Source organism: Algoriphagus sp. NF (assembly GCF_028823735.1).
GTDB classification, from domain to species: domain Bacteria; phylum Bacteroidota; class Bacteroidia; order Cytophagales; family Cyclobacteriaceae; genus Algoriphagus; species Algoriphagus marincola.
Map to the genome: position 1 here is coordinate 1 of NZ_JAPEIB010000049.1, position 20,716 is coordinate 20,716.

The window sequence follows — 20,716 nt, forward strand, 5'->3', positions numbered from 1 at the left end:
TCGGTTTCTTCAGGCTTATTTGTTTCTTCGCTCATGTATTAATCCAAATTTGTTTTAAGAAGTCTTTTAAAAGCACTTCTTATACTCAAGACAATAAGAATGTTTATTGCATTTTTTATGCAATTTCAAACATTTTGCATTTTTTATGCAACCTGCCCAATCGCTCATTATTTCCGCAATCAAGCAGCTTCCTCCTCTTCTACTACTTCATTGTTTTTGGGGTCATCTAATGCCAGATCTTTTTCGATCTTGAGGTTCTTGATGATGAATTTTTGACGATCCGGTGTGTTTTTACCCATGTAAAAGCTCAGGAGATCAGCAATCTTGGTATCCTTCCTTAGAATAATGGGTTCGAGTCGAATATCCTCACCGATAAATGTCCCGAATTCTTCCGGAGAGATTTCTCCCAAACCCTTAAATCGAGTGATTTCGGGTTTATTTCCAAGTTTATGAATGGCTCGCTGCCGCTCTTCATCCGAATAGCAATAGATAGTCTCCTTCTTGTTTCTTACCCGAAAAAGTGGAGTATCCAAGATGAAAAGGTGACCATTTTTCACCAAATCCGGGAAAAACTGTAAGAAATAGGTCATGATCAACAGACGGATATGCATTCCATCTACGTCCGCATCGGTAGCAATTACAATTTTTCGGTACCGAAGCCCTTCAATTCCATCTTCAATATTCAAAGCATGCTGCAGCAGGTTGAACTCCTCATTTTCATACACCACCTTTTTGGTCATACCATAGCAGTTGAGCGGCTTTCCTCTCAAAGAGAATACCGCCTGAGTCTGAACATCCCTAGATTTAGTAATGGAACCCGAGGCAGAATCCCCCTCTGTAATGAACAGCATGGTGTTGTTCTTCTGATCCTCATTAGCCTTAGGATCATCATAATGAACCCGGCAATCCCGAAGCTTTTTATTGTGAAGATTGGCCTTCTTGGCTCGTTCATTCGCCAATTTTTTAATGCCTGAAATCTCCTTTCGCTCCCGCTCTGATTGTAGGATTCGCTTTAGCAAGGCATCAGCTACCGCTGGATTTTTATGGAGATAATTATCCAGTTCGGTTTTTACGAAGTCATTGACAAATGTCCGAAGAGTTGGTCCATCCGGCCCCACAGACTGTGAACCCAGCTTTGTCTTGGTTTGAGACTCAAATACAGGTTCCTGCACCCGTACGGCTATCGATGCCACGACGCTTTGTCTGATATCGGAAGCATCATAGTCTTTCTTATAAAATTCCCTAACGGTCTTCACGATGGCTTCTCTAAAAGCTGCAAGGTGAGTTCCTCCTTGAGTGGTAAATTGACCATTGACGAAGGAATAATACTCCTCTCCATATTGATTGGAGTGAGTCATGGCCATTTCTATATCATTTCCTTTCAGATGGATAATCGGATAGCGAATCGCCTCCTCATCCACCTTATTGGCCAAAAGATCATACAATCCCTTGTCAGAAAAGTACTTCTTTCCATTGAAATTAATGGTCAGACCTGCATTCAGGTAGGCATAGTTCCAGATCTGATTTTCAAGGTATTCCGGGATGAAATGGTAATTCTTGAAAACGGTTGGATCTGGAGAGAATATGATTTTTGTACCATTCCGATCAGAGGACTTCTCTACTTTTCGATCTTCCTTCAAAACTCCTTTTTCAAATTCGGCAACTTTCGTCTCTCCATCTCTGTAAGATTGAACTTTAAAGTATTCAGAAAGTGCATTGACCGCCTTTGTACCGACTCCATTCAAACCCACAGACTTTTGAAAGGCACCAGAATCATACTTTCCACCGGTATTGATTTTTGAAACACAGTCAATCACTTTTCCCAATGGAATTCCACGACCGTAGTCTCTTACCTCTACTTTATGCTCAGAAATTTTGACATCAATCGTTCGCCCATATCCCATCATGTGCTCATCGATAGAGTTGTCCAATACCTCCTTGACCAACACGTAAATCCCATCATCTTGGGCACTCCCATCTCCCAATTTACCGATATACATACCCGGTCGCAATCGGATATGCTCTCTCCAATCAAGGGATTTGATACTATCTTCGTTGTATTTTACTTGGTCTGCCATAGTATATTTTAGTACTCTGAAGGGTTTTGAAGTTTTTTGGTTTTACCCACAAAAAGCAAAAAGAGTGCAATTATCCAGACAAGGAGTAATGCAGGTATAAGGTAAAAGAAAACGCTGAATTGATCTGCCGTGATCTCTTGCTGATTATTGATAGAATGGGTATAAAACACCATCATTCCTAAGCTGAAATTCAAAATCCCGCCAAAGGAATAAAACCAAGTGAGCAAGTAATCCCGAAAAGGGTCACCGATTGGGAAGAGACGATGAAGTTTTTTCCATGATTTGGTTTCCAGAAGTTTTGGTGGCAAAAGCGAAATCAGGTTGAAAATCACAAAAAGGCTAATCATTCCATAGAAATAATTGCCTTTGGCCCATCGATCCTCAGCGTCAAGCTGAAGATAAACTTGCTCAGGTAGAGCGGAATAAAAATAAAGCAGGAAAAAGAGAAATATAACGATACTGAAGTAATAGAATGCCTTTCCGAATCTATAGTACATGTGATGTCAATTTAAGCTGCTAATATAAAGTATTTGCCCAAACCGACGTCTTATTACATCAGGCAAAAGGGTGACAAAAACTGTCATTACTTTCCAAAAGTTTGAATTTCAGTTTAATCGATGAAATCAAGGAAGAAAACATTTTCGCAGAGCAAAGATTATCTTATCAAATAGCTCCAATCCAAATAAATCCAATTTTAAGACCTTCCACAGGGAATAAGCCCTTACCTTTGCCTTCCATGAACACACGCCTTTTATCTCCCATCTTTTTTGCCCTGATATTTTCTTTGAGCTTAGCATCCTGCAGCCAAAAATTAGATACCGAGGGACTCAATATCGAGAATTGGAAAGCAGATCGGTACGGCTGTAAAGGCCTTCGGATGCAAGACATGCAGCAATTGGAGCGAATTAAAAACAACTTTCTAGGAGCAAGTAATCAAGCCTTGATCAAGACCTTTGGAAGACCTGATCGTGTGGAGTTGGTCGATAAAAGTCAAAGCTTCTTTTTTTACTTCTTAGAGCCTAGCCCTGAAAACTGTGAAGGCGTAGAAAGCGAAAAAGAACCCCTAAAGGTTCTTTTCCGAATGAATGCAATTTCTAAAGTCTCTGAAGTAACGATCACAGACCTGAACCCATAAAGCAAAGGGCTGCAGCACCCAAGGTACCGGCATTGTTTTCTAGTGTAGCTTTTTTGAGCTTCAAATCTTTATTATAGTACTGTGTCAAATATTGACGAATGGTACGCTCCAAAGCTGGCATCATAAACTCCAAACCAGCAGAAATTCCTCCTCCAAAGTAAACTTCGGCGACATCTAAAATCCGTATGGTAGATACGATGGATTGACCTAGAATCTCTCCTACTTCTTCGAAAACCATCAAAGAAACTTCATTTCCCTCGCGTGCAGTATCTACTAATAAATGTGAACCTAAGGTAGCTCCCTTAAGCCTTCCTGCCTTTTCGGGGAATGCATCTATCATTCGAGCCAAAATATCAAGAATACCTTGCCTTCCGATCAATGTTTCTAGACGAGCATTTCCTCTGGAAAGCATATGACCCATTTCGAGAGCATTTCCTCTTGACCCTTTAAAAACCTCACCATCAATTACATAAGCACTTCCAATTCCAGTACCCATTGTAATGAACAGGAAGTTGTCAGATGGATCATCTTTGCCAAAATAGAACTCTCCGATAGCGGCGGCGGCGGCATCATTTTCCAGAAAAAATTCTTTGTCCGGATACTTCGTTTCAAGGCTTTCCTTGAGTTTGAATTGATTCAGGGCCGGGATAGCCGGAATCTCCAAAGGGGTAGTCCGATCCTTTGAAATTAATCCTGGAAGACCAATACCCACTTTTTCTACCTGAGGATATTTTCGAAAATATTTCCCTAATCCTTCTGTAAATGCTTCTCCAAATCCATTAGGATGTTCTCTGAATGGATGTGTTTCTTCTTTATCAAAATCAAGGATTTCACCACTCTTATTCACCAATCCGATTTTAAGATGGGTTCCTCCCACGTCCACTCCCAAAAAGTGTGTTTCTGTTGTAGCCATTGAGTTATTTATAGGTTTGATTGTCAAAAAAGCCAAAATTTCGGCTCACTTCCTATACTCTTTCTCTATCTGGCGGAAAATTTTATGTACCGCCGGACAGATGAGTGTGTTTTTCAGACTCAAGTTAAGAATCCCTGCCATATTTTTTCGATTGGTATGCGGATATTCCCTGCAAGCCTTCGGCCTGTCCTCGTAAACTAGGCACTTATTGTCCACGCCCAAAAATGGACAAGGTGAGGAACGAAGCACAAAATCGCCTTCTTCGTCGCGCTGAAGGTATTCGTCGATAAATTGACTTGGCTTCATCCGGAAAACTTTGGCGATGCGATCAATATCCGTCTGAAGAAAAATCGGACTGGTAGTCTTACAGCAATTAGCGCAGTCCAAACAGTCGATTTCTTGAAAAACCTCCTCATGATTTTCCGCAAAGCGCACATCCAAATCCTTGGGCTTTAGCCTTCTGAGCCGATCTTTCAGCTTTTTGTTTGTGGGAAAATCAGATTGACTTTCCTGTCGAAAAGTCTGGAGGTCTATCACTGCTTCGAATCGTTTAGCTTGATGCCATCCTCAAGGATCACAATTTCCTTGGCCTTGTAAAGCTGTCCGATGCATTGTTTGAAATGCTTTTTGCTCATGCCAAGCACTTCCTTGATCTCTTCTGGATCGGATTTGTCATGAAGTGGTAAAAAGCCCTTTTCTCGTAAGATGTATAAAATTTTTTCTGCCCCTTCCTCATATTTAGCCCTACCTAGAGGCTGAAGCTGTAGGTCAATTTTACCATCATCACGCTGTTTTTTTACAAAAAGTCGACGGCGCTCTCCAAGCCTTAAAGGTTGAAATACCTCATTTCCAAAAATCAATCCTTCGTAGCGGTTTTCAAGGAGCACCTTGTAACCCAAATCTGTTTTTTCAAAAATCAAACCAGATACCTCTTGACCAGGTTCGTAATCCTTGGGTGCAGGATATATAAAATCCCGATACTTGCTACTGCCAATCAAGCGATTGGTACGATAGTCGGCGCAGACTCTAATAAGGTATTTTTCCCCGACCTGCATATTTTTTCCGATTTCAGCCTTGGGCACAAAAAGATCCTTTGGCAAGCCCCAATCCACGAAAGCCCCAAAGGAGGTCAACTCCTTCACTTCCATCACTGCCCACTCATCCAAACAGGCCTTGGGAACGTCAGTCACAGCGACTGGCCTGTCTTCACTATCCGTGTAAATAAAAACTGACAAGACATCCCCTTCTCGCTCATTACCAGTCAGATAACGATTAGGAACCAAGACCTCCTCGCCGGATTCGGTAGCCACATAGGCACCTGAATCGGTGAATCTATTGATGGGCAATAAACTGATTTTTCCAAGTTCATTCATGCCTCAAAGGTACGAGATAAATTAGAGACAAGAACTGAAACCTGAAATACGAATTAGAAAATCTACTACAAAACCCAATTGCTTTAAAATCAGTCATTTCACTTCACTTTTCGATCTCACCGTAGCATCGCTACGCCTCAATCTCCAAAGTGCCTGATTTTCTTGCATTTGGTTTTTTCGCTAAGAATTCTAATTCATAATCCAGATTAAAACATGACAAACAAAGTCAGATAAGCGAAGGTTAAAAATTGGAAAAGCTCCAATTCAGCGGTAGCTTTGAAGCCTCGATTCGAAAAGAATTAAACCCAAATTAACGTAAACTAACATCTAATATTTATGCAAAACATAACTGTGATCGGCTCTGGTACCATGGGAAATGGCATCGCTCATGTTTTTGCCCAGCAGGGCTTTCAGGTTTCTTTAGTAGATCTGAAAGAGGATTTTTTACAAAAAGCGGTATCCACGATCAGTAAAAATATGGATCGTCAGGTGGCAAAAGGAAAATTAAGCGAAGAAGACAAAACTGCTGCGCTTTCCAGAATTAGCACCTTCACAGACTTGAAATCAGGAGTGTCTTCAGCAGATTTGGTCATTGAGGCAGCTACCGAAAACTTAAGCATCAAGCTTGACCTGTTTCGACAGCTGGACGAGTTGACTCCCAAGTCAGCAATTTTGGCTACCAATACCTCCTCTATCTCTATCACCAAAATCGCGGCCGTCACCCAGCGGGCCGGTCAAGTGATCGGGATGCACTTTATGAATCCAGTGCCTGTGATGAAACTGGTTGAGGTAATCAGAGGCTATGCCACTTCAGATGAGGTTACGAACGAAATCATGGAGCTTTCCAAAAAACTGGGGAAAGTACCCGTAGAGGTAAATGATTATCCAGGCTTTGTAGCCAACCGTATTTTGATGCCTATGATCAATGAGGCCATTTATTCCCTTTACGAAGGTGTAGCTGGAGTGGAAGAGATCGATACGGTCATGAAATTGGGAATGGCGCATCCTATGGGACCATTGCAATTAGCGGACTTTATTGGCTTGGATGTTTGTCTTTCAATCCTGAGAGTACTTCATGATGGTTTTGGCAATCCTAAATATGCGCCTTGTCCGCTTTTGATCAATATGGTAGAGGCTGGGTACAAGGGTGTCAAGTCAGGAGAAGGCTTCTATCAGTACACAGCCGGCAGCAAAGATTTGGTTGTAGCATCAAGATTTAGCAAGTAATTTCTATTAAAAATATGCATTTAGCAGTATCCGGAAATATCGGTAGCGGGAAGACTACGCTTACAGAAAAGCTGGCCAAGCACTACGGTTGGAAGGCTGAGTTCGAAGCGGTCGACAATAACCCATACCTTCCTGACTTCTATGAAGACATGAAGCGTTGGGCATTTCATCTTCAGGTTTATTTTTTGAATTCCCGTTACAATCAGATCAGAAAGATCCAGGACAATAATGAGAACACGATCCAAGATCGGACGATCTACGAGGATGCCTACATATTTGCAGCAAATCTGTACAAAAGCAATTTACTGACGGAACGGGATTACTGGAACTACAGAAGTTTGTTTGACTCCATGATTCAGCATGTTAAGGCTCCTGACTTGCTTATCTACCTCAAGGCTGACATCCCAAAACTGGTAGGCCAAATCGAAAAGCGGGGAAGAACTTATGAGACAGCCATGCGAATCGATTACCTCAAAAACCTCAATCAGCATTACGAGGATTGGATAGAAAACTATCAGGAAGGAAAACTGCTGATTATAGATGTGAATAATTTAGACTTTGTCGAGCGATCAGAAGACTTTTCCTTTATCGTCGAAAAAATAGAAAGGGAGATTTTTGGGCTATTTGCCTGAGTAGGGTCCGCTGAAAAGCGCATGAAAAGTATTTAGCTATCATTCCAAATGGTAAGCCTATGCTTACAGCAAACAGTTTTTCTACAAGTCCAAAGTTATTGCCAATAAAGAGCTGTTCTCCTTTCCAAAAAATCTCAATCTTGAGATTTTTATGCTAGCCTCAGACATAGCATCTTCTACGTGAGTCTTCGCTTGAAGTATAGGCATACATCTACGCTCGACCGCCTTGAACCTGCCATGTCTGAGACTTTTTCAGCAAACCCTACACATCACCCCATTTTTCTCATTAACCAATTGAAAATCACCTCTCTTTGTTCATCCTTTGGATTGATCAATAGCTGATCCAATCGCTTCAAAGAACCACCTGTCATCAAGGTCTCAAAGGGGCAAAGACGAATCAACTTATACCCATGAAGTCGGGTGAGCAAATCAATTTGGGCATCATTGTAGGCTTGAAGCTTCCACCCTGTAGATCCATTTCCTGAAAAATCACCTGGCTCACTGGAAACCCCAAATAATCGCTGGGCAATGGGAGGCCCCTGCCAAATCCTGGCCTGCAATCCAGCCTTCACAGCCTCTTTCTCCTGACTTCTACAGAGTCTTTTGTAGGCTTGATCAAAGGAAAAACTCATTTCTGAGTACAATTCAGACCTCAATGAAGTCAGCCGATAGCGATTAAAATGTACTTCTGTATCCCAAAGAATCAAAAAGCGATTAAGCTTGAAGTCAAACTTCATCTTTTCAAGCAAAGGAAGATTTCCCTTTCCTGCTAAATCTTCAAATATTTCCTCTAGCCAAGCTTTGCCCTTTTTGTCTAAATAGTTTGATTCGACGGGAATAGAAACTTCCCATTTGTAGTCAGCCCCGCCCTCTTTCAAGATCAAATCGAGCTGCCGGGTCATCAATTGGCTCATAGTTTAGGTGTTTTCCCGCAGAATTTCCCAGGTATGGTCTGCCAGCAGTTTTACTTCAGCCACAAATTTGGCCCAATCTTTTTTCCGACCCCATTCATCAGGACCGATCAAACTCAAAAAATCCGTACCATCCTCTTTTTGGTACAAAAAATATCGATGGTTAATCAGTGGTTCAAATCCCATCGCCGCTTGATAGATTCGTTCGGAAACTTCCACGCGGGCTTTGATTTTTTTTGCCTGATCTGCCAAAAGCTGCATCTGCTGGTAGATCTGAGACATTTGCATATCAGTTTGCGACTGCATGGCTGCCACTGCTCTTCCAGTGATTTTACCTTTATCTTCCGGTTTGACGATCGCACTCCCAGAATGATGGGCATAGGGCAATAGACCCGGATTCTCGGTGGTTTTTTCTTTCATCTGGTCCAAGTCCAGATTTTCAATATTGATTTTTTTACCGCTCATTTATTCTTCTCCTGTACTGATTCTTTCTTTTAAATTTCCTTTCGACCCCGGAAAGGTGGTCTTTTGGGAGATGTCGTATCCTATCCCTAACATGATTGCCATGAAAATGATAAAAAGAATCAAGAATATTTTTTTTCCTTTGTTCATGTCTTCCCTACTTTTCGATAGACAAAATAAGTGAGTTCACATCAATTTCCCCTTCTTTTGAGTAAACTTTCATACTATAAATAATGCATTTCAAAAATTGTTTCTAATTTTAGGGGAAGTACCAAACAAACTTTTACGCAAACCAGATTTTTCTCCCCATGTATCAATATATAAGTGAAGCCTCTATTTATCAGTATTTCGGAGATGATGATCCTGAGATGATCAGAGACATGATTCAGATTATCCTAGATACAAATGTCAATGACCTACAAGAACTACCAAAGTTTTTAGAAAATGGGGATTTTGAAACCATTAAAAAAAGATGTCATAAAGCAAAACCATCCATGAGTTATATTGGGGCCATGAAAACCCGAAAGCTTCTGGAGAAAATCGAGGAAAATCTCGAAAATTCGAAAGAAGAAATCGATGAACTCCACGGACACATGGATGAAATCAAACGAGAGCTTTTGGATTTTCTAAAAGAAAAAACTTAAATCTCTCTTTAAATGATCAAAAAAATAATTTGGATTAGCCTAATCACCCTAATCCAAGGTAGTCTATTTGCTCAATCCTCCCTCTCTGTTGAATACATCATGCGCGATCCCAGTTGGATGGGGTATTTTCCATCTGGGATCGAATGGAGTGATGACAGTAAAACCATTTATTTCCAATACAATCCCGAGAATAACCCCGCAGATTCTCTATATCAAATTCAGCTTAGCGACCTTTCTTCTATCGAGAAAGTTGACTGGAAAATAGATCGGGAGCGATCAAGGTCTCAAGAATCCTTCAACTCCGATAAAAGCCTTCGACTATTTGTAGGTCCAAATGATCGGATCATTTTAGAAGACCTCGAAAAAAATTCACAAAAAGAGCTGCTAAACTGGCACACCCGGGTTTCTAATCCCACCTTTTTGGCGGATGAAGACTTTCTCTTCTTTGTAAGCGAGCAGAATATCTACACGCTTGAGATCCCCACCGGAGTAGTCAAAAGAGTAACCAATATTTCCAACGGTTCCCAACCTTCTTCATCCGGGTCCGGCAAAAGTGATTCAAAAGCATCCAAGCCATTTTTAGAGTCAGAAAATTTAAAGCTTTTGGAGGTGGTACGTCAGCGGGAAGAAAAGCGGGAAATGAGACAAGCTTACCGCGAAGCAACTCAGATTACACCCGAAAAAGAATTCACCTTTTACACCGGAGGAAAAAATCCATCCAACTTACAGCTTTCACCAGACGGAAGATTTGCGAGCTTTTCATTTTTCAATCCTTCCAGCAATAAAAACACTGCTGTTCCTAACTACGTCGATGCATCGGGTTACACCGAGGACCTCAATGCCCGTCCAAAAGTAGGAACCAAGCCAACTACTTCTGAAATTGGAATTTATGATCTGAATAGAGATACGGTTTATTTTATAGAAACCTCCAATCTTCCCGGAATCAAAGATTTGCCTGATTATGTAAGTGATTATCCTGATCGTGAATGGGAAGAAAAAGAGCGGGATTTGGCCCTTTTTGGACCGGTGTTTTCCCCCGATGGATCGCAAGCCATCGTCGTGGTAAGATCCATTGATAATAAAGATCGCTGGATTACCTTGGTTGATTTGAAGACAGGGGAATTAACGGCTTTAGACAGACAGCGTGATGAAGCTTGGATTGCCGGGCCTGGAATCGGATGGACTTACTCAGGCGGCACTTTGGGTTGGCTTCCTGATGGAAAGCACATTTATTTCCAATCGGAAGAAAGCGGCTATTCGCATCTTTACATTCAAAACATAGACACGCAAGTCAAAACAGCCTTAACGAGTGGAAACTATGAAGTTTTTGACCCTTTCCTCTCCAAGGACAAAAAGTCTTGGTATCTGACCACCTCAGAAGTTGATCCGGGAGAGCGTCATTTTTACCGTATGCCCCTGATGGGTGGGAAAATGGAAAAACTGACCTCCATGACGGGAAACAATGAAGTCAAACTTTCCCCGGATGAAAAGCATCTTGCCATACTTCACTCCTACTCCAATTCTCCCACAGAGCTATATCTCCAAAAAAATAAAGCAGGCGCAGACCTCATCAAATTGACTGATGGTCAAAGTGAGGAGTTTCAGGCCTATGATTGGAGAGATCCAGAAATTATCCGTTTCCAAGCAGCAGATGGCGCCATGGTGCCTGCACGGATCTACGAACCCAATCCAGAGAAGAAGAATGGTGCCGCTGTGATCTTTGTGCACGGCGCGGGCTATCTCCAAAACGTCCATAAGTGGTGGAGTAGCTATTTCCGAGAGTACATGTTCCACAATCTATTGGCCGATTTGGGGTATACTGTTTTGGATATTGACTATCGTGCCTCAGCGGGATACGGTCGGGATTGGCGGACAGGCATCTATCGTCACATGGGTGGAAAGGACCTTTCAGATCAAGTAGACGGTGCCAAGCATCTGATAAGCAATTACGGAATTGATGCAGACCGAATTGGGATTTATGGCGGAAGCTATGGTGGTTTTATCACGCTGATGGCCCTATTCAATCACCCGGATGTTTTTGCATCGGGAGCAGCACTACGCTCTGTCACAGACTGGGCGCATTACAATCACGGCTACACCTCCAATATCCTCAATACACCTGAGGAAGACCCAATCGCCTATCGTCGCTCCTCTCCTATTTATTTTGCGGAAGGGTTGGAAGGTCACCTTCTCATTGCCCATGGTATGGTCGATGTGAATGTTCATTTCCAGGATGTGGTAAGACTATCCCAGCGATTGATCGAATTGGGGAAAGATAATTGGGAAATGGCCGTCTATCCAGTGGAAGATCATGGTTTTGTGGAGCCAAGCTCCTGGACCGACGAGTATAAACGTATCCTTAAACTCTTCAACAGCACTTTATTGAATGAATAAGCAAGTTTACACGAGGGTTGCTGCTCTGGTATTGAGCATCCCCTTCCTAGTCTTTTCTTGTCAAAGCTCATCCGAAGAAAAGGAACCCAAAAGAGGTCTGATAGCAGAAAAAGCCATGGTGGTTTCCGCACGAGGCGAAGCTTCCCGCATTGGGATTGAGATTATGAAAAAAGGCGGAAATGCCTTTGACGCCATGATGGCTACAGAAATGGCTCTTGCCGTGACCTTTCCTTTTGCAGGCAATTTGGGAGGAGGCGGTTTTGCAGTCTATCGCTTGGCAAATGGAGAAATTGGTTCCATAGACTACCGCGAAAAAGCCCCTGGAGCAGCCCATCGTGATATGTATTTGGATGAAAATGGGGATGTGATCCCTGGCCTAAGTACAAAAGGAGCATTAGCATCAGGGGTACCGGGTACAATAGCAGGGATTTTCGAAGCTCAGGCTAAATTCGGCAAACTGGAACCCAAGGACATCCTCCAACCAGTAATCGATTTGGCAAGAAATGGATTTGTAGTCAGTACTCAACAAGCAGGACGACTGCAAAATATCCGTGAAGTAGTCCGCGAAGTCAATGGTGAAAATACCTTTTACGGAAAAGAGTGGAATGCCGGCGATACCATTAAGAATATTGCCTTAGCCGAAACCTTGGAACGCATCGCTAGCAATGGCCGAGATGAATTTTACAAGGGAGAAACAGCCAAAATTCTCGTAGATCACATGCAAAAAATGGGGGGGATCATTACTGAGGAAGATCTTGCTGCTTACGAGGCAGCTTGGCGGGATCCCATCGTATTTGACTACAAAGAGCTACGAGTGATCTCCATGGCACCGCCTAGCTCCGGCGGAGTGACCATCGGTCAAATCTTAAAAATGGTTGAGCCTTTTGATCTGAAAGGAATGGGACATAATTCTGCAGATTATGTGCAAGTATTGACCGAAGCCATGCGAAGAGCTTATGCGGATCGGAATTACTATCTCGGAGACCCTGATTTTGTAGAGATTCCGATTTCAGAACTTTTGGATGATGCCTACCTAAGCAATCGCATGGAAAGCTTTGATCCTGAAAAAGCAACGCTTTCGTCGGACATTGCGGAAGGATCGGTTCTTTTTGCTGAAAGCATGGAAACCACCCACTACTCTATTATGGATGAGGAGGGGAATGCACTGGCAGTGACTACGACCCTAAATGGAGCCTACGGTTCCAAAGTCTATTTGGATGAGTTGGGCTTCTTTATGAATAATGAAATGGATGATTTCAGTAGCAAAGCGGGCGTTCCAAACATGTTTGGTTTGATCGGTGCAGAAGCAAACAGCATCGCACCAGGTAAGCGAATGCTCAGCTCCATGACTCCTACTTTGGTGGAGCGGGACGGTAAACTTTGGATGATCGTAGGGACACCTGGAGGCTCTACTATTATCACAGCAGTAGCCCAAACCATCCTCAACGCTTATGAATTTGACATGACCATGCAGGAAGCGGTTGAAGCGCCGAGGTTCCATCATCAATGGCTACCGGATCAGATTCTATTTGAAGAAAACACCTTGGACAGCACCTTGGTACAAATCCTATCAGCCAAAAACTACCTAATCAATGAAGGTCGAACGCCCATCATCGGTTCGGTCGATGCCATCATGGTTTTGCCGGATGGAAAATTGGAAGGCGGAGCTGACCCGAGAAGGGAAAATGAAGCCGCGGGGTATTAGGAATGACTGTGTAAAAATTATGGTTTCTCCTCACTGCAAGCGAAGCGAAGCCTGCCCTCCGGGAGGCGGGCAGTCTCAAAAACGTACGGACCGTCACTGCGAGTGAAGCGAAGCCTGCCCTCCGGGAGGCGGGCAGTCTCAAAGAAAGGAAAAACAATCTATGAGATTGCTTCGGGCAAAAGAAGAAAAAGGAAGGCTTAAGGGTTTTTAGGTTTTTGCCCTCGCAATGACGTCTGGACCGTCACTGCGATACCGAGAATCAGGAGAAGCAGTCTCAATGGCGCCTGGACCGTCACTGCGAGCGAAGCGAAGCAGTCTCAAAGAAAGGAAGAACAAACTATGAGATTGCTTCGGGCTTTACAAAAATAAGGAAGGCTCGATGTCTTTAAATGTTGGCCCTCGCAATGACGCGTGGACCGTCACTGCGAGTGAAGCGAAGCAGTCTTATAATAATTACCAATCTTTAATTTCATCCCACAAATCTTTCCATTCTGGATTTTTAGAGTTTATCAGGTTTTCTTTCTTTTTTCTATTCCCTCCTTTGATTTGTTTTTCACGGTTTATAGCTTCCTCAATGGAGTGATATCCTTCAAAATAGACCAATTTATTGATATTGTATTTTGAGGTGAATGAATTTTTATTCAACCTGTTTTTATGTTCATACACACGCCTTTGCAAATCATTTGTGACACCGGTGTAAAGTACAGTATGGTTTGAATTGGTCATTATATACACCGCTCCCCCTTTTTTCATTTTTTGAAAATTCATTAATTCAAATATAGTTGTTGGTCTGGATAAAATTTTAACAAGAGATTGTTCTAAAAATGAGATTGCCTGCCCTCCGGGAGGCGGGCCTGCCCTCCGATAGGAGGGCTTCGGGCAAAAGAAGATACGGGACAGTTTCAGGGTTTTTAGGTTTTTGCCCTACCAATGACAAAAAACCTTTACAGCCAGTCTTCTCTTCTACCCTTCCACTTTCTTCGAATACACGCGCCCAAACCGATCCTTGGCCTCAAATACCAGATTCTCAGAGTTTGTAGGTTGGAAGAAGAACATGTGATCATTCAGTTGAGGCTCTACCCATTTGCGTCTAGCAGGTAATTCAGGCCCAGTATGCAACTCCATACTCCAAGGATCCTTGGCCATGATTTTTTCCGGTGAACCTACTTTGATACCATTCTCATACCAACTGAGTTCCCATGTCGGATCATAATTCCAGCAATTCACAGAAACGAAATCCTGAAAATCGGGATGATAGCCTTTTGGATAAACCCGGAATTGCTCTTCAATGCTCAATCCCGTTCCCTTGTATTGCCATTTTAGCTCTGAGCCCTTTGCCTCATAAACCGCATAGCCACTCGGGGTCCCATCATGACAAATTGGACCAGACCACCAAGCTCCGCAAACGGTCCCATGACAATGTTCATAGACATGTCCCATGATCATATTATCATTAAAATGGGTGTGTCCTGATAAAATATGGGCATTATAACCCTCCAATAATCGATAAAGATGCTCCCGGTTACTAACCGTACCTCCCAGCGTATCCCGGTCCAGATAGCGCTGCACAGCTCCTGTGTAAGTAGGAATATGCAAGGAGACTACCACTGTTTTCCCTTTTTCGAGCAAGGCCAAATCCTGCTCCAGCCAAGCCAATTGCTCCTCTGGGATATAGCCGATGTATTTGGTGCCCACTCCCAGATAGAACACATCATCCAAAACCACATAGTGCACCTCTCCCCGATTCCAAGAGTAATAAGTTGGTCCAAAATGACCCTTGAAAGTCCTTGCCGTTCCTTCATCCGATCGCACCCCAAAGTCCATATCATGATTTCCTATCACCTGAAAGAAAGGAATCCCGGTAGCGGCTATTCCTTGATTATATTCTTTGAAAAGTTCTAATCGGTCAAAGACCAAATCCCCACAGCCAACCCCAAATATATTGGGATCGCTGATCTCACGGATGGTCTGCTGTACATCCGGAATGGCCACATTCAGCAATTGTTGCGCTTCGTAATCATCCTGAATCTGAGTATCTGAAAGCAAAAGAAAATGGTGATTCGCATCCGATTCCAGGGTTGAAATCAGGTCGAAAGCTATCTGCTGATCGGCTTGAACGGGATTAATGAGTTGGAAGAAGGCAGCCGAACCATTTGCCTGCTTTTTGATCTGATAGCCCGAAGGGATTGAAATGAAAACAAACTCCCGATCATTGGAAGAAATCAACTCATATTCTCCATTGGCATCTGTGAGCACAACCGATCGGCCATCGGAAACAGCTACCCTAGAAATACCTTTCCCTCCGGCAGCCACTTTTCCCCGGATTCTGATGGAAGAAAAAGGAGCCAATAAACGCTCTTTCACCCTATTTTCGGCAAAAACTGCCGAACCGAGGGAAAGCCAAGCCGCCGAACTTAAGCTCAGGGATTTCAGAAAATCTCGTCTTTTAAACATGGTGTTTTCGAATTAATTAATGGAAAATGGGATGGAAAGATTTGCATAAGAAGCCCCAGCCTCCCCTTTGATTTGAAAGGCTATTTCTTCATTCTTCCAGTCAATTTCAGCCAAACCATAATTCAGCTTGGCAATCAGGTCGCCGATTCGGTAGCGATTGGGCTCTTCGGAAATAGTACTCCAAGTATGGGTCAAACCACTTGCTGTGATTTCGTAGATCCCATCAGGGAAACGCTCATCGGTCAATTTCATCAGTTCGGCGATATGCCGGTCACCACTCAGTAAAATCGGCGTATTCGCTCCAGAAGCTGCAATCAAACTCAGCAGACGCTCCCGTTCTTGTGGGAAATTGGCCCATTTTTCATAGGCATGCTGAGTGGGTAAAAACTGAATTCCAGACACAATCAAATTTACCTTGGCCGAACTGGTTTTGAGTTCGTTCTCCAACCACTTCCATTGCTCCTCTCCCAATATTTGGCCGTCCAAATTGGGTTGGTACACCCGGTCGATTCGCATCAGGGTATCCCGATGATATCGAGCATCCAGGAGGATGACTTTGACCAGATTTTCTCCCTTTCCAAATAGATGAGCTGCATAAGCTCCTTCCCGTTTGCGCTCAGGAGCATCTTGGGGCACATCCAAGAAGTCTAGCATCAACTGCTGGGAGGCTGCTTTCTGGGCAAAAAACTTTCCGCCATCATTGATCCCATAGTCATGGTCATCCCAAATCCCGATGATTTTGGAAGTGCGCTTAAGATTTTGATAATCAGCTACCTGATCCTGCATGGCATATTTTGCGCGAAGCGTGTCCAAATTGGGTGAATCCCCGTAAATATTATCCCCCATCCAAATCCAGAGATCCGGATTATCGGAAACAATGGGTTGCCAGAGTGGCTGAGGTCGGTTTTGTCTATTGCAGGAGCCAAAAGCAATTCGGGTGATTTCTTCCTCTTCTGAAGTCAGGACGCTTGGCTTGCAAGCAAAAAACAGTGGTAGTCCTAAAAAGAAGAAAAGGGTCAGCGTTTGTAAGTTTTTCACGTCTTTCGATTTTTATTTCAAGATGAAAAACTTTGAGTTTTTCTCCATGCCGCTGCAAAAAATTATCAATTTCTTAACCTGACCTCAAGGCCACCGCTTTTCCTTGCCTTTGCCATTTTTTTTTCCAAAATTGGAATTAGATGCTGACAAAGAGCAGCTTGAGATTTTAATACTAGTTTTTTAACCCCTTTCAAATTCTTAGCCATGGTCAAACATTACATCATCACCAATCGGGAAGTCACTACACGGAGGAGCAGAAATTACATTTCTGTGAATGAAAAAGAGTACATGCGAAAAGACGGAGACGAGGAAGCTCGGCACAATCTCCGCTATGGTACAATCAGCTTTGATCCCAAAAAAGCCAAAAAGCTGAAAGACTTCGATATTCAAATCATCCCTGAGGTCGATGAAAGTCTTCTGGCAAACTATGCCGACGATAAGGACGTGAGCAAAGCCAAGTTTCCTTCTACCACTATTTTCACCGAACTGTATGAGTCGGGAATCAAAGCAAGCAAAAAGAGTCCTGAAGGCGATCATATCCGTATCTCGGAAGACATCCTGGTCTTTGTACATGGATTCAAGTCCGATTTGGAAACAGCCATGCAAACCCTCTGTGAGCTCCACAAACGATATGTAGAGCCGGAAGACTCTACCATCAAGCACTTGGTCTTATTCACCTGGCCTGCCAAGAAAAAACTGCTTAAGTATCGCTCGGACGCCTATGATGCGATGCAGTCGGGCTTTGCTTTAGCGCGATCCATGGCCTCGCTTCGGGAGTTTTTCAAAAAGAAATTTGTGGAAGAGCGAAAGCCGCTTTGTGATCAAAAAATCCATCTCATGTGTCATAGCATGGGAAATCGAGTCCTGGAAAACATGGTCAAAGGTGTACAGGACATAGGATTGGATATCAATTCTATTTTTGGAGAAATCCTACTCGTGGGTGCTGATATCGATTACTATGCGCTGGAGCGTCCAAATCCACTTTATCGCCTCATTGATTTTGGGGAGCGGGTGCATGTGTACTATCACAACAAAGATCAGGCACTAGGAATCTCCGAGCTTACCAAAAACGCTTTCAACCGCTTGGGCCGCTGGGGTGCTAAAAACTCCGTCAATCTAGCCGATGATATTTACCAATGTGATGTGACCGAGATCGATGATGACAAGGGCTTGCTTCATGACACGGTTCATCATTGGTACTACACCAATTCCCCCTCCGTGGTAGAGGACATCATCGAAGTGATGAAGGGTGGAAATAGCATTTTCAACAGATAGGCCATGGGTAAGCGTAGATTTTCTGACCTGCACTGTCACAATCACATGCGTGCGCATTTTCAGATGCAGGAAAAAGCCAAAAAATTCAGAAGGAAAGGAGAATTCAGCCCTTGGACCGTCATTGCATCCAATCACCGTAACCACCAAAAAGGCGTCATGGGAGCGAGTTACAGCCAAATTGACCTGGTCAAATGCTGGAATTCCAACCTACGACTGACCTTCAACTCTCTGTATCCGCTAGAACGCCAATTTGTGAAGGGCATTGACCCAAAAATCGGCAAAGACAAATGGTTTCGCTTTTTGACTTCTGCAATCTTGGGTTCCAAAGGGATCCGCCGGGACCTGCTACAAACCGCCTACATGCGCATACCGGATAAGGTCGTGGATTACTTTCAGTCTGATGACTATGACTATTGGGAATCCCTTCAGCGCGAGCGGGATTTTGTCATGATGGATTCGGGAAAGCGAATCCGGAGAAATGAAATTCACGTTCCCCAAGCTTTGCTCCGGGAGGAGCGACTAGCCAGAAAACTGGCCAATCAACACCCGAGGCTTTATTATGCTGAGAATGCTTGCTATCGCATTCCTACAAGTCGGGAAGAACTCCAAAAATCCATCGAAGATGATCAGGAAATCACCATGATTTTGACCATCGAAGGAGCCCATGCCTTGGGCACCGATCGCGTACAATCTATCGATGAAATCTCCCAACGCGTGAAGGAAATCAAAGAAAATTGGGAGGCTCCGATCTTTTTCATCACCTATGCCCATCACTTTGATAATCATCTCTGTGGACATGCCCACTCCATTCCCGGAATGGGAAAAATCCTTATGGACCAATCCGAACGAATGAATGCCGGATTCAATAATGATGGAAGAAGAATCCTCAAGGAGCTCTTGGGCATTAATGGAGATTTTGAGCGGGATGAGTCCTTGGGCTATCGCATTCTGATTGATGTCAAACACATGAGTGCGCGATCAAGAAAGGAATTTTACAGCCTAGTAGGCAAATGCTTGGATAAGGGAGATCGCATCCCGGTCATCGCTTCGCATTGCGGCTATTCGGGTATTTCTACCCTGGATAGGCATATCGAACTGGAGGACTGCGAGGTGGACGATTACACAGATGAAAGCGGGAAATTCAATGCCTGGAACATCAATATGTGTGATGAGGATATCGAATGGATTGTCCGAACTAGAGGGATGTTTGGGATTTCCTTCGATCAGCGGATTCTGGGAATCACCAAGGAAGATCTGAAAAACAATCCCAAACGAAACGGCATTCAGCTCATTTGGGAAAATATCGAAGCCATCATCAAAAGTGCCTATGCCAATCCCAACCTGAGCGATGAAGAAAAACCAATGGTCTGGAAATGCCTGACCATCGGAACCGACTTTGAAGGCTTGATCGATCCGGTAGACTACTACCCTACCGCCTTGGAGTTTGGTTTATTCAGCAACAATTTGATTTTCGAAATTGAGCAGGCCCGCAAGAAGAGCGGGCAAAAACACTTAGCCCATCTCAAATCCCGTGAGGATGTAGAGAAAGCCGTGGAGGATTTTTGTTTTAATAATTCGAAGCGGTTTGTGATTGAGAACTACTTGGGTTGATGGTAGAAGCGGGAAGTGGGAAGAAGGAAGAGGGAAGATGGAAGCGGGAAGAGGGAAGCAGGAAGATTGAAGCGGGAAGATGGAAGCAGGAAGTGGGAAGTGGGAAGATGGAAGAGGGAAGCAGGAAGTGGGAAGTGGGAAGGAGGAAGCACGAAGCTTGAAGTGGGAAGGCCCGGAATTCTAGACTTTCAGGCCGATTTGTGGCAGATCACCTTTCCAGCAGGCAGAAAAGCAGGTTTATTTCAAAAGTAATCTTGAATTAAACCTTAGTCAAACACCATCTGAAGCTTCATTAAATGCTTGCAGACAATCCCATTCTCTACGATAGGCTCAGGATAATTTCGCTCAAAAAAGCCCCAATCCACCTCAAACAATTCAAATCCCAGGCTTTGATACAATGTTAATTGGGCCATGCTGGAGTTTCCGGTAGCGATGAGTAATCGCTCCAATCCTTTCTGCTTTGCATATTGAATTGCAAATCGAAGCAGCTGTTTTCCGAAGCCTTTTCCCTGAAAAGCCTCATCCACAGCCAAATTCTTGATCTCCGCTATTCCATCACTCAAGGGAAGTAAAACCAAGACCCCAATTAGCTTTCCCTGCAATTCACCCACAAAGACCTCACTTTCGGATAAATACTGATCAATCATTTCTCTAGATGGATCTGCAAGCAAAAGCAAATCCCAAGGAGGATCAGAGTTTTTTGCCAAGTCGCTGATCTGGAATTTTAATTCACCTATCATGATCTTTTTGAAAATAAAGCTTCGACAAATAAGCTACTAAAATCTTTTGTTTTGAGAAAAATAGAATTATATTTATGCAACAATATTGCATTTTTTAATTAGTTGAACAATGAAAAGGGGTTTG

General features: G+C 43.3%; 21 protein-coding genes. 9 read left to right on the top strand and 12 right to left on the bottom strand.

Annotated elements, in window-relative coordinates; genetic code table 11:
• Positions 1 to 179: 179 nt before the first annotated feature.
• Together OU792_RS16885 and OU792_RS16890 are read right to left on the bottom strand one after the other, a co-directional pair.
• The gene (locus tag OU792_RS16885; protein ID WP_026945748.1) at positions 180 to 2,078 is read right to left on the bottom strand and encodes a DNA topoisomerase IV subunit B; all 1,899 of its coding nucleotides are present in this window, start codon (positions 2,076 to 2,078) and stop codon (positions 180 to 182) included.
• Between the two features lie 8 nt (positions 2,079 to 2,086).
• Complete coding sequence (locus OU792_RS16890; RefSeq protein WP_274670808.1) at positions 2,087 to 2,575, bottom strand: DNA topoisomerase IV; 489 nt, start codon at positions 2,573 to 2,575, stop codon at positions 2,087 to 2,089.
• A gap of 239 nt (positions 2,576 to 2,814) precedes the next feature.
• Here OU792_RS16890 and OU792_RS16895 point away from each other — a divergent pair, with 239 nt between their 5' ends.
• Positions 2,815 to 3,213 carry a hypothetical protein gene (locus OU792_RS16895; protein ID WP_134203154.1) on the top strand — a complete coding sequence of 133 codons (399 nt, stop codon included), beginning with the start codon at positions 2,815 to 2,817 and terminating at the stop codon, positions 3,211 to 3,213.
• Here OU792_RS16895 and OU792_RS16900 read toward each other — a convergent pair.
• From OU792_RS16900 to OU792_RS16910, 3 genes are read right to left on the bottom strand one after another with little or no spacing between them, the layout of a single operon-like run.
• Positions 3,194 to 4,126: an ROK family protein gene (locus OU792_RS16900; protein ID WP_274670809.1), complete on the bottom strand. Its 933-nt coding sequence runs from the start codon at positions 4,124 to 4,126 to the stop codon at positions 3,194 to 3,196. The genes OU792_RS16895 and OU792_RS16900 overlap by 20 nt on opposite strands.
• A gap of 45 nt (positions 4,127 to 4,171) precedes the next feature.
• On the bottom strand, positions 4,172 to 4,663 hold the full coding sequence (locus OU792_RS16905; RefSeq protein WP_446698917.1) for a YkgJ family cysteine cluster protein: 492 nt from the start codon (positions 4,661 to 4,663) through the stop codon (positions 4,172 to 4,174).
• On the bottom strand, positions 4,660 to 5,499 hold the full coding sequence (locus OU792_RS16910; RefSeq protein WP_134203153.1) for a CvfB family protein: 840 nt from the start codon (positions 5,497 to 5,499) through the stop codon (positions 4,660 to 4,662). The genes OU792_RS16905 and OU792_RS16910 overlap by 4 nt, the downstream gene beginning before the upstream one ends.
• Positions 5,500 to 5,835: 336 nt before the next feature.
• Between OU792_RS16910 and OU792_RS16915 the strand changes: the two genes are divergently transcribed.
• Together OU792_RS16915 and OU792_RS16920 are read left to right on the top strand one after the other, a co-directional pair.
• Positions 5,836 to 6,726, top strand: a complete 891-nt coding sequence (locus tag OU792_RS16915) for a 3-hydroxybutyryl-CoA dehydrogenase (RefSeq protein WP_134203152.1) — start codon at positions 5,836 to 5,838, stop codon at positions 6,724 to 6,726.
• 14 nt (positions 6,727 to 6,740) lie between these two features.
• Positions 6,741 to 7,358, top strand: a complete 618-nt coding sequence (locus tag OU792_RS16920; protein WP_274670810.1) for a deoxynucleoside kinase — start codon at positions 6,741 to 6,743, stop codon at positions 7,356 to 7,358.
• Positions 7,359 to 7,627: 269 nt separating this feature from the next.
• On the opposite strand, the gene OU792_RS16925 is transcribed toward OU792_RS16920, so the two are convergent.
• From OU792_RS16925 to OU792_RS16935, 3 genes are read right to left on the bottom strand one after another with little or no spacing between them, the layout of a single operon-like run.
• Positions 7,628 to 8,272, bottom strand: a complete 645-nt coding sequence (locus OU792_RS16925; RefSeq protein ID WP_274670811.1) for a DUF7255 family protein — start codon at positions 8,270 to 8,272, stop codon at positions 7,628 to 7,630.
• A gap of 3 nt (positions 8,273 to 8,275) precedes the next feature.
• Positions 8,276 to 8,734: a DUF2452 domain-containing protein gene (locus OU792_RS16930; RefSeq protein ID WP_026945757.1), complete on the bottom strand. Its 459-nt coding sequence runs from the start codon at positions 8,732 to 8,734 to the stop codon at positions 8,276 to 8,278.
• The gene (locus OU792_RS16935; protein ID WP_274670812.1) at positions 8,735 to 8,881 is read right to left on the bottom strand and encodes a hypothetical protein; all 147 of its coding nucleotides are present in this window, start codon (positions 8,879 to 8,881) and stop codon (positions 8,735 to 8,737) included.
• A 158-nt stretch (positions 8,882 to 9,039) separates the two neighbouring features.
• Here OU792_RS16935 and OU792_RS16940 point away from each other — a divergent pair, with 158 nt between their 5' ends.
• From OU792_RS16940 to ggt, 3 genes are read left to right on the top strand one after another with little or no spacing between them, the layout of a single operon-like run.
• Complete coding sequence (locus OU792_RS16940) at positions 9,040 to 9,375, top strand: Hpt domain-containing protein (RefSeq protein ID WP_100627083.1); 336 nt, start codon at positions 9,040 to 9,042, stop codon at positions 9,373 to 9,375.
• Between the two features lie 12 nt (positions 9,376 to 9,387).
• Positions 9,388 to 11,769, top strand: coding sequence for a S9 family peptidase (locus tag OU792_RS16945; RefSeq protein ID WP_274670813.1), 2,382 nt, complete (start codon positions 9,388 to 9,390; stop codon positions 11,767 to 11,769).
• Positions 11,762 to 13,474, top strand: a complete 1,713-nt coding sequence (gene ggt / locus OU792_RS16950; RefSeq protein WP_274670814.1) for a gamma-glutamyltransferase — start codon at positions 11,762 to 11,764, stop codon at positions 13,472 to 13,474. The genes OU792_RS16945 and ggt overlap by 8 nt, the downstream gene beginning before the upstream one ends.
• Positions 13,475 to 13,927: 453 nt before the next feature.
• Here ggt and OU792_RS16955 read toward each other — a convergent pair whose 3' ends face one another.
• The 3 genes from OU792_RS16955 to OU792_RS16965 all read right to left on the bottom strand — a co-directional run bounded on the left by OU792_RS16955 (position 13,928) and on the right by OU792_RS16965 (position 16,966).
• Positions 13,928 to 14,227 carry a GIY-YIG nuclease family protein gene (locus OU792_RS16955; protein ID WP_274670815.1) on the bottom strand — a complete coding sequence of 100 codons (300 nt, stop codon included), beginning with the start codon at positions 14,225 to 14,227 and terminating at the stop codon, positions 13,928 to 13,930.
• A gap of 210 nt (positions 14,228 to 14,437) precedes the next feature.
• Positions 14,438 to 15,928: a calcineurin-like phosphoesterase family protein gene (locus OU792_RS16960; RefSeq protein WP_274670816.1), complete on the bottom strand. Its 1,491-nt coding sequence runs from the start codon at positions 15,926 to 15,928 to the stop codon at positions 14,438 to 14,440.
• 12 nt (positions 15,929 to 15,940) lie between these two features.
• Positions 15,941 to 16,966, bottom strand: a complete 1,026-nt coding sequence (locus tag OU792_RS16965; protein WP_274670817.1) for an alkaline phosphatase D family protein — start codon at positions 16,964 to 16,966, stop codon at positions 15,941 to 15,943.
• 204 nt (positions 16,967 to 17,170) lie between these two features.
• On the opposite strand from OU792_RS16965, the gene OU792_RS16970 reads away from it, so the two are divergent.
• Genes OU792_RS16970 through OU792_RS16980 form a run of 3 tightly spaced genes read left to right on the top strand, consistent with a single transcriptional unit; the run spans position 17,171 to position 20,013 of the window.
• Complete coding sequence (locus OU792_RS16970; protein WP_274670818.1) at positions 17,171 to 18,241, top strand: alpha/beta hydrolase; 1,071 nt, start codon at positions 17,171 to 17,173, stop codon at positions 18,239 to 18,241.
• A gap of 3 nt (positions 18,242 to 18,244) precedes the next feature.
• Entirely contained in the window at positions 18,245 to 19,852 is a 1,608-nt protein-coding gene (locus OU792_RS16975) for a hypothetical protein (protein WP_274670819.1), read from the top strand.
• Positions 19,852 to 20,013, top strand: coding sequence for a hypothetical protein (locus OU792_RS16980; protein ID WP_274670820.1), 162 nt, complete (start codon positions 19,852 to 19,854; stop codon positions 20,011 to 20,013). Before OU792_RS16975 ends, OU792_RS16980 begins: the two co-directional genes overlap by 1 nt.
• A gap of 105 nt (positions 20,014 to 20,118) precedes the next feature.
• On the opposite strand, the gene OU792_RS16985 is transcribed toward OU792_RS16980, so the two are convergent.
• Positions 20,119 to 20,592, bottom strand: a complete 474-nt coding sequence (locus tag OU792_RS16985; RefSeq protein ID WP_274670821.1) for a GNAT family N-acetyltransferase — start codon at positions 20,590 to 20,592, stop codon at positions 20,119 to 20,121.
• Between the last annotated feature and the right edge of the window lie 124 nt (positions 20,593 to 20,716).